The sequence below is a fragment of the Streptomyces sp. NPDC002467 genome (assembly GCF_042889825.1).
Classification (GTDB): Bacteria; Actinomycetota; Actinomycetes; order Streptomycetales; family Streptomycetaceae; genus Streptomyces.
In genome coordinates this window covers 53,852-69,436 of record NZ_JBIARJ010000028.1, presented here as the reverse complement: position 1 = coordinate 69,436, position 15,585 = coordinate 53,852, and the positions used below count along the sequence as shown (strand labels likewise).

6 protein-coding genes are annotated in these 15,585 nt (G+C 66.5%); 4 read left to right on the top strand and 2 right to left on the bottom strand.

Annotated features, from left to right (window positions below):
* Positions 1-374: 374 nt before the first annotated feature.
* Positions 375-2,336 (bottom strand): MobF family relaxase, encoded by a 1,962-nt coding sequence (gene mobF / locus ACFYYJ_RS37810; protein ID WP_389139023.1) that lies wholly within the window; start codon positions 2,334-2,336, stop codon positions 375-377.
* Between the two features lie 103 nt (positions 2,337-2,439).
* Between mobF and ACFYYJ_RS37805 the strand changes: the two genes are divergently transcribed.
* The 4 genes from ACFYYJ_RS37805 to ACFYYJ_RS37790 all read left to right on the top strand — a co-directional run bounded on the left by ACFYYJ_RS37805 (position 2,440) and on the right by ACFYYJ_RS37790 (position 14,077).
* Complete coding sequence (locus ACFYYJ_RS37805; protein WP_389139021.1) at positions 2,440-2,601, top strand: hypothetical protein; 162 nt, start codon at positions 2,440-2,442, stop codon at positions 2,599-2,601.
* A gap of 500 nt (positions 2,602-3,101) precedes the next feature.
* A complete protein-coding gene (locus ACFYYJ_RS37800; protein WP_389139019.1) occupies positions 3,102-12,743 on the top strand; it encodes a LamG-like jellyroll fold domain-containing protein in 9,642 nt (3,213 codons plus the stop codon).
* Between the two features lie 121 nt (positions 12,744-12,864).
* Positions 12,865-13,545, top strand: a complete 681-nt coding sequence (locus tag ACFYYJ_RS37795) for a DNA/RNA non-specific endonuclease (RefSeq protein WP_389139017.1) — start codon at positions 12,865-12,867, stop codon at positions 13,543-13,545.
* Positions 13,538-14,077, top strand: coding sequence for a hypothetical protein (locus tag ACFYYJ_RS37790; protein ID WP_389139015.1), 540 nt, complete (start codon positions 13,538-13,540; stop codon positions 14,075-14,077). Before ACFYYJ_RS37795 ends, ACFYYJ_RS37790 begins: the two co-directional genes overlap by 8 nt.
* A gap of 798 nt (positions 14,078-14,875) precedes the next feature.
* Here ACFYYJ_RS37790 and ACFYYJ_RS37785 read toward each other — a convergent pair.
* The gene (locus ACFYYJ_RS37785) at positions 14,876-15,460 is read right to left on the bottom strand and encodes a hypothetical protein (RefSeq protein WP_389139013.1); all 585 of its coding nucleotides are present in this window, start codon (positions 15,458-15,460) and stop codon (positions 14,876-14,878) included.
* Positions 15,461-15,585: the final 125 nt, after the last annotated feature.

Sequence of the window (15,585 nt, the reverse complement as noted above, 5' to 3'; positions counted from 1 at the left end):
GCAGACTCCCGCCCACGGCCAGCGTGAGTGGATCAAGAGCCGGTCACAGCAGCCCTTTGACCTGCGAATTCAAGTTGGCGGAGGCTCAGTGGTGCGCACCGGATGGACTCGGTGCGGTGGAGTGGGCCGGGTGAAGGCGCCACATTTCTCATTGACCTGAGCCGAGGTCAAGGAGAAACGCACCCGGTCGAGGTGCGGCATCGCCCCGTCGATGTCGCCCACTCCACCCAGTGGGTTCCACTCGGTGGGCTCCACTCGGTCGAGCTGGTCGAGAACACGGTGGCGGCCACTCCCGGCCGGGTGGGCTCCACTCGGTGGAGTGGACGACATCGTCGTTGCGCGCGACTGCACCGGGTGCGCACCATCGGGTCCGCTCAGTGGCCGGCTTCCCGGCCGCGGTGCGGTCCGGGCTCCTGAGGGCGGTGCGCCTGCTGATCGTCTGGGTGCACCGCGCCGGTGTCGGTCTGTGCGGTGTGGCGGTCCGCGCGGACGCGGGAGTCGTCGCCGACCTTGGCGAACGCGTCCTGGAGGTGGCGCAGCCGGTCGGCCGTGAGGTCGAGTGCTTCCACGTCCGTGCGGGACTTCCGCAGGGCCCGCAGCGCCGTCATGTCGATCGCCTCCCGGGGTCCGGCCTCCGGCTCCTGGTCGCCGTGTTCGGGGTCGGCGGCTGCGGGCGGGAGCAGTTGCTCGGGCATCGCCGCCTGTTGGTGCGCGACGATGTCGTACGCGCGGCCCCGAACGACGGTGGCGGTGGTGGTGCGCAGCTTCTCGCGGACCACCACACCGGCGAGGACGGCGCGCTCGTACTGCAGTGGGATACGGGGGATCTCCCACTCCCCCGCGTCCTGGCCCGCGGCCCGGACGTCGGCTGGCTCGCCGGGATCAGTCGGTGGCTGCCGGTCCGGGTCGGGCACGAGGTCGGGTGTGCGGGGCCGGGCGGGGAGGTCGGACAAAGCCCACCGGGCGGTGTAGAGGCGGTAGTCCTTCAGTAGGCCGATCGTGGTTGTCGGCTCGCTGATGTCCAGGCAGTGGGTGGAGATTGCGGCTGCCACGATTTGGTCGTCCAGGCCCGGCTCACGGCGGCCGCCGCGTAGGACGAGGGCGAGGTGGCGTCGGGCTTCGGCGAGCAGGTGCCGGCGGTGGAAGCGGCCGCCATCGTTCATCACGAACACCGTCGCGGCGACGTCGACGGCCGCCAGGGCGATGTCGACCACGGCGGCGACCCGAGCCCGGATGGCGGCCGCCGTGGCGCGGGCGTACTCGAGGAGGGAGGTGATGACATCGACGTGCACACCGGATGTGAGGATCGCGCTGCTCTTCCACCACGCGCGCAGCTGGGCGAGCGGCAGCGTCTTCTGCTTGGGTGGGCGGGTCTTGCGGGCCGCCATCGCGTTCATCTTGGCGCGGGCCCGTTCGGAGACCACGGGCAGGAACTTCAGCTCGCCGTCGTCGTCGACAGCGGTGACGTACTCGTGCTCCAACTCGGCGAGGCAGGCGGCGATCTGGTCGCTGCGCCGGGAGGTCCAGCGGATCAGCTCGTGCGGCACTCCCGCAATCTCCATCACCGGCCGGCGCCCCGGCGTGACGATGCGCGGCTCGGTCGCCAGCCCCAGCTCCGCGCAGACCTCCGCGGCCACGAGCTCGTTGTAGAGCGCGGAGGCGGCGACGGTGTTCTCGTGCAGGGCCGTGGTGTGGATCGAGTTCCACTTCCCGTCCAGGCGCTGCCCCTTCACCGACAGCAGCAGATGGTCATGGAGCAAGGGCATCCCGGAGCGTGCCTCGTAGTGGCGGAAGCGGGCGGCGACCAGACCGCCGGGCAGCCGTACCCGGTAGATGCCGTCCTTGCCGTACCGGATCACCGCGACCTCGTCCTCGATCCACTCCAGTACCCGCTCGATCGCTCTCTCGTCCGCGGCCTCGATCACTTGCCGGGTCTCCTCATCCCCCAGCGCCCACAGGAGGTAAATGGTCGGCTGCGGCCGGAAGACGAGGTCGACACCGGTGACCATCACCCGGCGTCCGAGGGCGCCGGCCCTGAACGCCTTCTTCGGGGACTCACCCTTGGCGAGCAGGTCGGCCTCGATCCGGTCCGCGTACGGGTGCCGGCCACGCTCGCCAAAGAGGTTCCGCAGCTCCGCCTCGGTGACCTCCTCACCCGGCTCGAGTCCGAGCACGGCCAGGCCGCGGCCCATCCATCGCCCGACGGGGACACCGGCTTGCTCCTGGGCCTCGCGCAACGACGTGCGCGCCGGGCGGCGGCCGTCGCCGACGACGGTCTGGCGCAGGTAGTAGCGGTACATCTGACCGGCCCGGATGATCTTGATATCCACTGTCATGGAGACCACGTCACACGGCCATGACCTGCAAGAAAAGGCCGAGCAGTCCCTGGGGACCGTGTGCGCGGCCGTGCCCATCCGTACGGGCACAGACCCCGAGTGTGTGGCTCTGTCTCTGCCGACCCCGGACCCGGTCAAGCTTGCGCAGGCAGCCCGGGTCCTGCGCAACGAAGCGATCGCCGTGCTCCTGGCCCTGCTCGTCGGAGGCAGCAATCCGCCGCCACCCCTTTCTACGGGCCTCCATTGCGTGGTGATCCCCCGGTAGCCGACGGTCACAACCGTGCCCAGCGACGACGGCACCACGTTCTACACCGTGGTGTCCTCGTGGGCCTCCTCGTGGTCCGAGCCGGCGGACTTGTGTTGGTTGCCCATCGTCCTTGGCGTGATCCGCATCGCTGCCGTCTGTGCGAGCGCGGCCCCCACGGTCTGCTCGTTTCTCGGCTTTGCGCATCAGGTCATGGGCCATCTCAACTGCAGTCGAGTGCCATGGGACGACAAATCAGCTAGGCCGGACAGAGGAGATGGTTCCCGCATGGGGCGTGACATATATCTCATTTTGTCGACTCGGAGTGTCGAATGACAGGTAAGTTAATCTTGATTTTTTTGGATTTATCCGTGCCGCGACCGTGCCTCGCTGGCTCACGGCCTGTCAGGCGGCCTTGTTTCAGGCCCTGATCACCGAATAGAACTAGCCCCTCTTGATCGCTTGGGTGGGGGCTTTTCGTGCGCATCGCGCGTCCATTCGTTGTTGTAATCGCTTTCGTCATGGCTGTCCTTGCCAGCACGGAGCAGACCGCGTTGGCGGTCAATCAGTGGGTCATGGCCAAAAAGGTTCCGGGTGCCGGAGAGCGCCCGGCACAGACCTGGGGTTCGGCTCGCGGGCGTGGGCATGGAGCCTCGGGAGACGCCACAAACGCCGACGCCGAAGGTGGCCGCCGTGGAGCGCAGAGGGCGCCTGGCGAGCTGATGCCCGCTGCGGGCGTGGCCCCCGTCAGCCTGAAGACTGAGCAGCGACCGCAAATTCCGCAGGTGAAGCCTGTGGAAGCGCCCAAGCCGGCTGGGGCGGTCGGGTTCGACTCGAAGCGCAGTGCTGAGCAGCTCGACAAGCGTGAGCAGCGCTCCCGTACGTTCCGAAACGGGGACGGCACCTACACAACGCAGTATTACGACGAGCAGGTCAATTTCCTTTCGCGTGAAGGGAGTTGGAAGGCAGTCGATACTTCACTCGCACGGCCTAAGGGTGCCTGGGCGATGAGTGCGTCCAGTTCTGGGTGGGAGCCGCGGTCGACGGAGGATCCGCTGTTCTTCGCCGAGTACGCGGATGGCGATCCCCTGGTCCGTCTCGGTGTGGAGGGCAAGTACTCCATCGGGTATGGCATCGAGGGAGCTGCACATTCCCAGGGCAAGGTCGATGGAAGCACGATCCTTTACCCGGACGTGCGTCCGTTCACTGACGTTGAGCTCGTGGCGGGTGCTGAATCCGTCAAAGAGACGCTGATTCTCAAGGACAAGAGCGCCCCGGGTCAGTGGCGCTTCCCTCTGTCGCTGACCGGTCTCACGGCGAAGCTGGACCCGCAGGGCAACGTCGTCTTCCTCGACCAGGACGGCGTCCAGCGCAGCTGGATGCCCACCGGCTGGATGGAGGATTCCAACCGCGGTGAGCGGTCCAATGAGGGAGCGATCTCCGGCGGGGTTACCTACTCCCTCGTCAACGAAGGCGGACGCCAGGTCCTCGTGGTTACCCTCGATGCCCAGTGGCTGGCAGCCCCCGAACGCGTCTACCCGGTGCGGGTGGACCCTCCGGTCGAGGCAGCGGGTGTCCGGGCAAACTCGGGCACCTACGTCGAATCGCCCTACAGCACGAACAACGCCAGCAGCGACCTCCTGAAGGTTGGCACGTATGACGGAGGTGGCCACCAGGCTGCGTCTTTCCTCCGCTTCGACAACGTCAACAGCAGCCTGAGCAACGCGTGGGTCATCGCGGCCGACCTGAGTCTGTGGAACTCCTGGTCATACTCCTGCAGCGCGAGGCCGGTCACCGTTCACGAGATCACCTCGAACTGGTCGGAGAGCTCGACCACGACGATGCCCGGGCCTGCGACGGGTCCGGCACTGGGCTCGAAGTCGTTCGCTCACGGCTGGAGGCCCGCTGGCGCGACCAACTGGAACTGCGCACCGGCCTGGGACACGATTCCGCTGGGCGACTCAGGCCGGCAACTGGTCGATGATTGGACGCATGGCCGCAAGGCGAACTACGGCCTGGCCGTGAAGGCGTCCACCTCGGACTCCAACAGCTGGAAGCAGTTCCACTCCGACAGCAATGAGGCGAACGGCGGGTCGGGCAAGCCCAGCCTCAATGTGACGTGGACCAAGTACGGGGCGACCTACCAGCTTGGTGGCTTCGTGACTCCTATGACCGCGACCTCGGAGGGCAAGTTCAAGGTCACCGTCACCAACAAGGGGCAGGCGACCTGGCCCGCAGGCGGAAACATCAAGCTCCGGTACGACCTGTATGACGCCAACAACAACCTCGTTGGCGGTGACTACTGGAGCAAGATCCGCTGGACGAACATGCCGCAGGACGTACCGCCGGGCGGCTCTGTGACACTCGATGCGACAGTCGCCCCGTTGGCGCCGGCAACGTACACGCTCGCGTGGACGATGGACGACTTCGGCGTCAGTTCCTTCCAGGCAGCAGGTGTCCCCAGCGCAGCCGTGCGCTTTGAGGCAGTCAACATCCCGCCGCAGCTCACGGGTCTCGCCCCGGCGAGCGGCGCCGTCAGCGACGGTCTGACCCCGACGCTGTGGGCTGCTGCCACGGACAAGGACTTCTTCCCCAACAACGCCCTGACGTACAAGTTCGAAGTGTGCGAGGTCGAGGGCACCGAAACCCGTAAGAACTGCCGCCAGTCCACCGCAGGTCCTTCCCAGAGCTGGGCAGTGCCGAGCGGCTGGCTGACGTGGTCCAAGACGTATGCCTGGTACGCGTATGCCAACGACGGCCAGTCTGACTCGGCCCAGCCGCAGCCGTCGCTGCTGACGACCCAGGTGCCGCAGCCTGCGATCACCTCGCATCTTGGCGGCGCCGACAGCGGCCGCAGCTTCGGTGAGCGCGCGGGCAACTACGCGACCGCCGACACCGACGCCGCCGTGCCGGTCGTAGGCCCTGAACTCGCCGTTACCCGCACCTACAACTCCCAGGATCCCCGCAAGGGCAACGCCTTCGGCGCCGGTTGGGCGACGCGCTGGGATATGCGGGCCACCGCGGAGGCCGACGGGAACATCGTCATCACCCTCGCCAACGGCAGCCAGGCTCGCTTCGGCCGCAACAGCGACGGCACCTACAGCGCTCCCTCGGGCTCGATGGGAGTCCTGGCCGCCGTCGCTGGCGGTGGCTGGACTCTGCGTGACGCCAGCGCCACTCTGTACACCTTCGACACCAACGGCCTGCTGACGAAGATCGCAGACGGCTCCGGCCGGGAGCAGCTCCTCACCTACACGGGCGGTCTGCTGACGAAGGCCACGGACGCGCTGTCCAAGCGCGCCCTGACCTTCACCTGGAGTGTCGGCCGCGTCAGCTCGGTCACCACCGACGCAGTCGGGTCGGGATCCCCGGCCCTCACCTGGACGTACACGTACAGCAACGGCCGACTGGCCAAGGTGTGCCCGCCGACCTCGACGACCGCATGCTCGGTCTATGAGTACACCGCTGGTTCGCAGTACCGCAGCACCGTGCTGGACGCCAGTCCGGTCTCCTATTGGCGACTGAACGAGAGCGAAGGTTCGAACGCGGCGAGCGAGGCCGCCTCGCGAACCGGCATGAACGCAGGCCGCTACCGCGATGTTGCGCTCGGCAGCGCAGGTGCCCTGACGGGGACGGGTAACAAGGCCGCGTCGTTCAACGGCACGACCTCCCTCGTGGAGCTCCCCGAGGCAACTCTGTCCCCTTCGAAGATCCTCACGGTCGAGCTGTGGTTCAAGACGTCCAAGCCCGGCGTGCTCGTCGGGTTCCAGGACAAGCGGATCACTGACGGCAAGCCGAACATGTGGAACCCGGCCCTGGTCATCGATACCGCGGGGAAGCTCCGCGGCAGCTTTGAGCTGGCCGGGGAATGGAAGGACCCGATCGCCTCGAGCGCCGTCGTCACCGACGGGACATGGCACCACGCCGTACTCACCAGCAGCGGGACCAAGGAGACCCTCTACCTCGACGGCCAGAGCGTCGGCTCTCGCACCGGGACCGTGGACCACGCCGCAAAGACGTTCACCTACCTCGGCGCCGGCTACTCCAGCGCGGGATGGGACGGCAACGCCACCCAGGGAGTTCGCTACTTCAACGGCGTCATGGACGACGTCGCCGTCTACCACCGGGCTCTGGACGCGGGAGCCGTTCGCGCGCACTACGACGCACGAACCGGAACGTCCAAGCTGACAAAGTCCACCCTGCCCTCGGGCCGCATCGGTGCCCAGGTCGTCTACGACGACAACACCGAACGCGTAACCCAGGTCACCGACGAGTCCGGTGGCACCTGGCAGATCTCCGCGCCGCGATACTCCTCGGGCTCTCAGGCCTACGCGAGTGCGGTGCAGGCGAGCACGCCGGTCAACTACTGGCGGCTGGGCGACAGCAGTGGCGCGGCCGCGGCCGATGAGATATCCACCGGTGGCAACGGTTCGTACCACGACGGTGTCAGCCTCGGCGGAGTCGGCACGTTCCTCGACGGCGACGACGGCTCGGTCACACTCGACGGCACCAAGGGCGCCGTCGACGTCCCCGCCGAGACCATCGGAGGTGCAACCACGCTCGCTGTCGAGATGTGGTTCCGCACCGACAAGCCCAACGGCGTGCTGGTCGGACTGCAGAACGTCGACCTCGGTGCAACACCCACCGCGTGGAACCCCAGCCTTCTCATTGACTCCGCCGGAAAGCTCCGCGGTGAACTGTGGCGGGGAGCCAAGGGCACCTCGATCATCAGCAGCGCACCGGTGACGGACAACCAATGGCACCACGTGGTGCTCACCGGTGGTGCCGCCGGGCAGACGATGTACCTGGACGGTGCCAAGGTCGGCTTCCAGGCCGGTGCCGTCAAGCCCGAGACAGTCGTACAGGCATATCTCGGCGCGGGCTACTCCAGCCCGGAGTGGGACGACCAACCGCGAGGAACGCGCTACTTCTCCGGCCAACTCGACGAAGCCGCGTTCTACAGCAAGGAACTCGACGCAGCCACCGTCACTGACCACTACAAGGCCCGCACCCGCCTGGTCACCGGCAACGGGGACCAGTACCAGGGCGCGATCATGGCCGACGCCCCGGCCGGCTACTTCCAGCTCGACGAGACCAGCGGAACCAGCGCCCGCAACAAGATCACCGTCACCAGCGGAAACGGCACGTACACCAAGGCAACCCTGGGCACCGCCGGCACCTTCGGTGCCACCGACCGCCCCGGTGTCGAGTTCAAGGGCGACGGATACGCTCAGCTCCCCGGTGCGAAGATCCCCAACACCGACCTCTCGGCCGAACTCTGGTTCAAGACCACCAAACCCGGTGTCCTCCTCAGCGACCAGGACAAGGCCATACCCGACCCGGGTACCAGCTACACACCTGTGCTCTACATCGGCTCCGACAACAAGCTCCACGGCCAGTACTACTCAGGGAACGGCGCCGGCAACACGTCACCCAACACAGTGACGGACAACAAGTGGCACCATGCCGTCATCACCGCCCAAGCCGGAACCCAGACCCTGTACCTCGACGGCACCCAGGTCGCCCAGGCAACCAACGTGCCCGTCAACCACTCCGCCAACAAAACCACCTACATCGGGGCCGGCTTCACTCAGTACTGGCCCGCCTCGCCCGGCAACGGCGTCAACTACTTCACCGGCCAGATCGACGAAGTCGCCGTCTACCCGCGCACCCTCACCAGCGACCAGGTTGCCCGCCACTACAACGCCGGCACCCGAGCCTCGGTCTCTTCACTCGCCGCGACCGTAACCGTCACCGATCCGCTGGGTAACAAGACCAGCAGCACCTACGACGCCGTACGCGGCCAGCGACGCGCCGCTTCGACGAACGCGGACGGCGGCATCACGACCTACACGTACGACACGGGTGGGTTCCTCCACACGGTCACCAACCCGAACGGCCACGCAACCGTCACTGGTCATGACGAGCGCGGCAACACCGTCTCGACGACGAAGTGCCGTGACACCGACTCCTGCTGGACCTCGTTCGCCGAGTACCACTACAACGCCGCCGACCCCCTGGACCCCCGCAACGGAAAGCCCACAGCCGTACGCGACGCACGCTCCAGCGGGGCAGCCGACAACCGCTACAAGACCACGACCTCGTACACCGCGCTCGGCTTGACCGCTGGCACCACGCTCGCCGATGGCCGAACCGAGACCACCACCTACACGACGGGCGCCGAGCCTGCCGTCGGCGGCGGCACCACCCCCGCAGGCCTGGTCGCGACGAAGAAGACCGCAGGCAGTGCGACCACCTCATACGCGTACTTCGCGTCGGGTGACGTCGCCAAGTCGACGGCCCCCTCCGGGCTGGCAACCACCTACACCTACGACGGCCTCGGCCGAAAGCTGACCGAAACGCAGACTTCCGACAGCCAGCCGGCAGGCGTCACCACGACCTACACCTACGACGCCATGTCCAACATCACCTCCGAAACGGGCCCAGGTGTCACGAATGAAGTAACTGGCACAACCCACACCGGGAAGATCAGCCGCACCTACGACGCCGACAACCTTCTGCTCACCGAGTCCACACAGGACATGACAGGCGGCGACGTAACACGTACGACGACCTACCGATACGACGTCCACGGCCTCAACGAGAGCCGCACCGATGCTGCTGGCAACGAAGCCACCTACGGGTATGACGCACTCGGCCGGATCAACCGAGAGACAGACCCGGCAGGCAATGTCGTCACCTACGGGTACACATCGCGCGGCCAGCTTGCCGAGAAGGTTCTGAAGAACTGGACAGGCGACCCGTCCGGCCAGACGCGTGACCTCGTCGTGACGTCCAACGCCTACGACCCGGCGGGCCGCCTTGCCTCCACCACGGACCCGATGGGTGCCACGACGGACTTCACCTACTTCGACGACGGTCTGAAGGCCAAGACGACGGCCAAGGCTGTCACCCAGGCTGACGGATCCAAGCGCGACATTGTGCTGGAGGACAACCAGTACGACGGCGCGGGCTACTTGACCAGCCAGACGACGGGCGGCGGCCGCACAACGGTCACCAGCACGGTGGACGCCACCGGGCGCACCACACGGTCCGTGCTCGACCCCAACGGGCTCAACCGGATCACGACCACGGCCTACGACGCTGACAACCGGGTCACAGAGTCGACCGAGTCCATCGACGCCTCGGGCAAGAAGCTGGCCACCACCAACGACTACGACACGGCTGGCAATCTCAAGAAGTCGACGATTACCGACGGAACCGCAACCCGCACCACCTCGGCCACCTTCGACCAGCGTGGGCTGGCCCTGACCCAGGTCAGCCCGCGCGGCAACACCACGACCAACCGCTACGACGCCCTCGGCCGCCTCGTCGAGACGACCGCCCCCCAGGTCCAGGCCGAAGAGAACGGTGCTGCTGCAAGCGCTGTCACCCCCAAGACCCTCACCGGCTACAACACGTTCTCCGAAGCCACCGAGACACGCGACGCTCGCGGCATGGTCACGCGGACAGAAACCGACAAGCTGGGACGGCCCGTCGCGGTTACCCTGCCCGACTACACCCCGCCCGGCGGCACGAAGATCACCGCCGTCGCCCGGACCACGTACGACCAGCTCGGCCGTTCTACCTCCCGAACCGATCCGCTCGGCCGTGCCACGTACTTTGACTATGACCAGCTGGGCAACCTGATCCGCAAGACGGACCCGGCACTCGCCGGTGCCGCAGGCCTGCAGGCTCCGGGAGCCACCACCTTCAACGGCACCACGACAGCCCTCTCCGGTGGCGGCGTCAGCACCTACACCTGGACGCCGACCGGCCTTCCCCTCTCGGAGACCGACCCGACCGGCGCACGCACCGAATCCACCTACGACCAGCTCGGCCGCAAGCTCACCGCAACCACCATCGAGCGCAAGCCCACCCTCCAAAACCTCGTCTCCCGCTACACCTGGGACGACGCGAGCAACCAGACTGCGTCCACCACACCCTCCGGGCTCAAGACCACTGCCACGTACAACACCGTCGGCGAGGTCCTGACCGTCACCGACCCGGCGGGCGGCATCGCCAGGTCGGCTCACGACGGGCTGGGCCGCACCACCGAGACCACTGACCAGACCGGCCGCAAGACCACCACTGCGTACGACGTTCTCGGCCAGCCGACCACCATCAGCGACTACGGCACAGGTACCACGGCACTGCGGTCGGTCTCCTCCGAGTACGACGCCGACGGCAACGTGACAGCCTCCATCTCAGCCACCGGGGCACGCCGCACGTACACCTACGACGCGCTCGGTCGGATGACCAAGCAGATCGATCCGGTCACCGCCACCGACTCCATCACCACCACCTTCGGCTACGACGCAGCGGGCAACCGCACCCGTCTGACCGACGGTCGAGGCAAGGCCACGTACTACACCTTCACTTCTTGGGGCCTGCCGGAATCAACCATCGAACCGGCGACCACCCAGCACTGGAATCCTGACGTCCGCACCTGGACCACCGCCTACGACGCCGCCGGCCAGGCGATTGCTGAACTCCTGCCCGGCAACGTCAAGCGCCAGCGCACCTACGACGCTCTGGGCCGCCTGACCAACGAGACCGGCTCCGGCACCACGGTGGCGACCCGCCCCCGCACCCTTTCCTACGACCTCGCCGGACGCATGACCGCCTCCGGCACGGACGGCATCCTGGCCGACAACACGTACACCTACAACGACCGAGGCCAACTGCTCTCCACCGACGGACCTGCGGGCAAGTCCACCTACAAGTACAACGCGGACGGACAGATGACCGTCCGCACGGACGCTGCGGGAACCGCCTACTTCTGGTACAACCCTGCCGGCCACCTGGAAGGCAACACCGATCCGCTGACCGGGACGGAAACCTGGAAAACACTGGACGCTTCAGGCCGCGTCACCCTGGACAAGTACGCACGCGAGGTCACCAGCGGGACGTTCACCGTTGGTGCCCAGCGCGCCTACACCTATGACAGTCTCGGCCGCCTTACCAACGATGCCGTCACTCGCACCGCAGGGGGCGACGTCCAAGGCCAGGCCTACGAGTACGACCTCGCCGACCGGCTCGTGAAGAAGACAACCACCGGCACCACCGGCGCGGCCGCCAACACTTACGCCTACGACCTCGCCGGCCGCATGACAGCCTGGAACGACGGCACCGCCAACACCCCCTATGAATGGGACAAGGCTGGCAACCTCACCAAGCGCGGCAACACCACAGGAACCTACGACTCCCGTAACCGCCTCGAAACATGGGGCACCGAAACCTACGCCTACAGCGCCCGCGGCACCGAGAAGACCATCACCGAAACCGCTAGCGGCGGCACCACCCGCACCATCCAGACCGATGCTTTCGAACGCACCATCACCAACGGCACCAGCACCTTCACCTACGACAGCCTCGACCGCGTCCTGAGCCACAACGGCTCCGCCTTCACCTACGACGGCGGCTCCAACAACCTGGTGACCGACAGCACCACCACCTACGCCCGAAGCCCGGGCGGAGGCCTCCTCTCCACCGCAGTAACCGGCCAGACCGGCACCGCACGCCTCACCGTCACCGACCAGCACACCGACCTCGTCGCCAGCCTGGCCCCCGACGGCACCACCGTCGCCGGCTCACGCGCCTACGACCCCTTCGGCAAGACCACCGCCACCAACGGAACCAACCCCAACCTCGGCTACCAGTCCGGCTGGACCGACCCCACCAGCGGCGAAATCAACATGGCCGCCCGCTGGTACCAGCCCAGCATCGGCAGCTTCACCAGCCGCGACACCTGGCAACTCGACCCCACTCAATCCGCCCTCAACGCCAACCGCTACACCTACGCAACCGGCAGCCCCCTCAACCGCATCGACCCCACCGGGCACAAGGACACCGACGTCATGGAGCGCGAACGGGTCACGCGGGGAACCTGGAGCGGAGGCCGAACCGGATACTTTTCCTGGTCGCGGGGACTTCCCGGGTGGCTTCGGCTCGCCGGTCTCTACCGCACCATGGGCACCTTCACCCCGTACCAGCCCACCGGGGCAACCGGCCCGAGCATCTTCGGCCAAGGTGCCGGGGCATGTAACCACTGGATGTGCGGCACCGGTTCGGCCCCCAGCGCAGCGCCCAGCGCAACCCCTCCCAGCGGTACCAGGATCTACCCGGGGGGGGAACACCAGAACCCGGGGAGGCCCGCCTAAGTGCCGATACCGCTGCACCCCGCCTCCGCCAGCAGGACCGATTACACCGCCCCCGCCCCCGCCCCCGCAGAACCCCAACAACCCGGCCACTCCGCTTGAGCTCAAGGCTAATATGGCTGCCTTGAGCGATCACTGGGATCCGTTTGGCATCGGGTGGGCCATGGATGTAAGCAGGGATCAACTCCTCCTTCTTCTGGGTGCTACGCAGGAATCCCTCTCCCCCGACGAGGCTCGCGACAAGGGTGGAGACTCAGATGACCCCGAGAAATGCGATGATGGCGTGGGATACAACGCGGGAGGGAACATCACCTATCTGCCTCGAGAGCGTTTCCGCGAGGGGAAAGATGGATGTCGAGCGGTGGGGGCGATCGAATTCCATGAAGGTGGAACCGAGTCAATGCAAGGTGGAACCAAGACAATATGGAAATATGACTGCGAGCGAAAATTGGCTCCCGTGGATCCGCCTGGTTACACGCAGCTCCCGAAGGGAAATCGAGCTCGCGGACACCTTGCCGGCTGCCAATTCGGAGGCTCAGGTAGCGACTTGAGGAACTTGGTCCCGTTGTATCAAGCGGCAAATTCTCCAGTGATGAGCAACATCGAGAATGCAATCGCCAAGCAAATCAAGGGTGGGCAGTCGGTCAAGAAGTACACCACCGCCGTTTATGGAGATGCGAATTCACCAATCCCCGACTATATTCACATAGTCGCAAAGGGCAATCGCGGGATGAACGTGGATTGCCACATCCCGAATTTGCCTTACAGGGAAGATGCTGTCTGCTTGATGGAGAAGTATGAGTGAGAACCCGAGCGCCGAGCTGGTCCCTTCGTTCCTGCATCAGCTGATGGGCGGCCCCCGAAGGGGGTGCCCCGCTGAAGAAGCCGCCTGGCGTGAGATTGTCGCCGTCGCCGGAACGCCGGTCCCATCAGATTTCCGCGCATTCGTGGACTGTTACGGGGGTGCCATCCTTTTCGATCACCTCTTTGTTCCCCGCCTCGACGGGGAACGACGTTTGGTTGAATTCATCCAAGAGCAGCGGGAAATTTTTCTGGACGGGCTGCAGTTCCTGGATGAAGTGCCGCAGCAAATTCTCGACAATCGGAATCTGGTAATCCCTTGGGCCTATCATGACTGGGACGGAGATGTGTGCCTACTCGTCCCTTCGGGGGCTCCGGGTGACTGGGATGTTGCAGTGGCCTACCGGCAATGCCCCGAGATTGAGGTAATCGATGGCGGATTCACTGGATTCCTTGCAGGAGTACTGAAGAAAAGATACATTCCCCGCGGTTGGCCGATTTGGGAACAGGTCTGGGAGGATCTGGACGGCAATTAATGACTCAGTCGCGGAGATAAAGCCAAGTCTCCCGATATTGATGGAGGGCGTTCACTTTGCCCGGCGGATTCTCCGGGGCCGGGTTTCTTGCCGACGGATTCAGAATCGCTGAGGCGCGCGGCTCAGGGTGCGCTGCTTCAGTACCCTGAAAGGCGGCCTCCTCCGAGGAGGGGGCCGCGTTTCAGTTTCTAGGCTCTGGTGGTCGTCTGCCTCTCGGGCTCCTGGCCGACTCCGCTTCGACCCGACGGTCCTCAGCCGGCCCATCGCGTCGTGCCGGCTGAGGGCGAGAAGCTAAGGGCAGCCGCCGACGGGCCGCCCGGTACGACGGCTCAACAGCTATCCCCGTCGCCCGTACCCCGCCTTCTCCGTGGCCTTCGACGTCCTCCAAGCCGAGTTGTCGGCGGTGGTGGTGACCATGGGGAGATGAGTGCCGGTATCGCGCCTGAAGGCCCCCGCGCGGGTGTCGACGGGTTGTGCCAGGACATCCGGGGTGCCCTCGAAGAGTGGGGCCCCGGATGCTCGGCGTTCATGTGCACCGGTCGGTGTTCGGGCCGGCAGAGATGGCGCAGTTGGTCGGTGCGGTTGCGGATGCCGCCGAGATCACGGTTCTTCCTGGTGATGGAGCGACCGCGCGGACCGAGCTTCACCTGGCGGCCGGGGACGGATGTGCGGGCAGAGTTGGCTGCCGTGTGCGCGGGGTGCCGACGCGCGGCTGTCGCCCTCGGCCTGCGCATACCCGTCGCTTTCTGGCCTGGGCCTGGGGCGGATGAGGTGTGAGCGATGCCCGTCAGGCTGGGGTCAGGCGTGGTGGTAATCGTTGAGGTAGCTGCGGCCGGCGGCCTCGCTCGTACCGAGGGCAATCGCCACCTCTTTCAGCGGCACCTCCCGGGCGGCGAGTTCGTACACGGCGTCCTGCCCAGTCTGGGCGACGACGTACCGCAGGTCAGCAAGGGCCTTCAGCGCGACCAGCGGCTCGCCGACAGCCAGGCCATCGAGGACGCGGACGAGGTCGCTGAGGAGACCGGTGAGCTCCGCGGGGAGCGGTACTGCCGTATCCCGGATCAATGACACGTGGGCCTCGTAGTCCGCGATCGGCCCCGACAGGTCGACATCCGCCTCATACAGCGGCTGGTCGCCAGGCGGGGCGGTCCAGTCGAGCGGGTACTCGGCCGCGCCCCGCCAGCCGCAGGAGCAGCCGCCCCGCAGGAGCGCGGCTCGGGGCCGACCGTGCCAGCCGTCGTAGCAGTGCCACTCGGTCGACGACGGCATGTGCGAACCGCTGCCCACGTCGAAGTACACCGGCCCCGGCTCGCTGCCGTCGTCCAGCAGCACCCCCACCGAGCCCTCGTGCGCGGCACCCAACGCCTCCAACACCCTGTCCAACGATCCACCCCTTCCCGCGGTGCATGGCTGGGCCGGTCGAGCGGACCGGTCCGCGACCTCCAGACTGCCGGGGCTCGGGCGTTGGTACCCCGGGATCCACCGAAAGCGGTACGGGCGCGACCGCC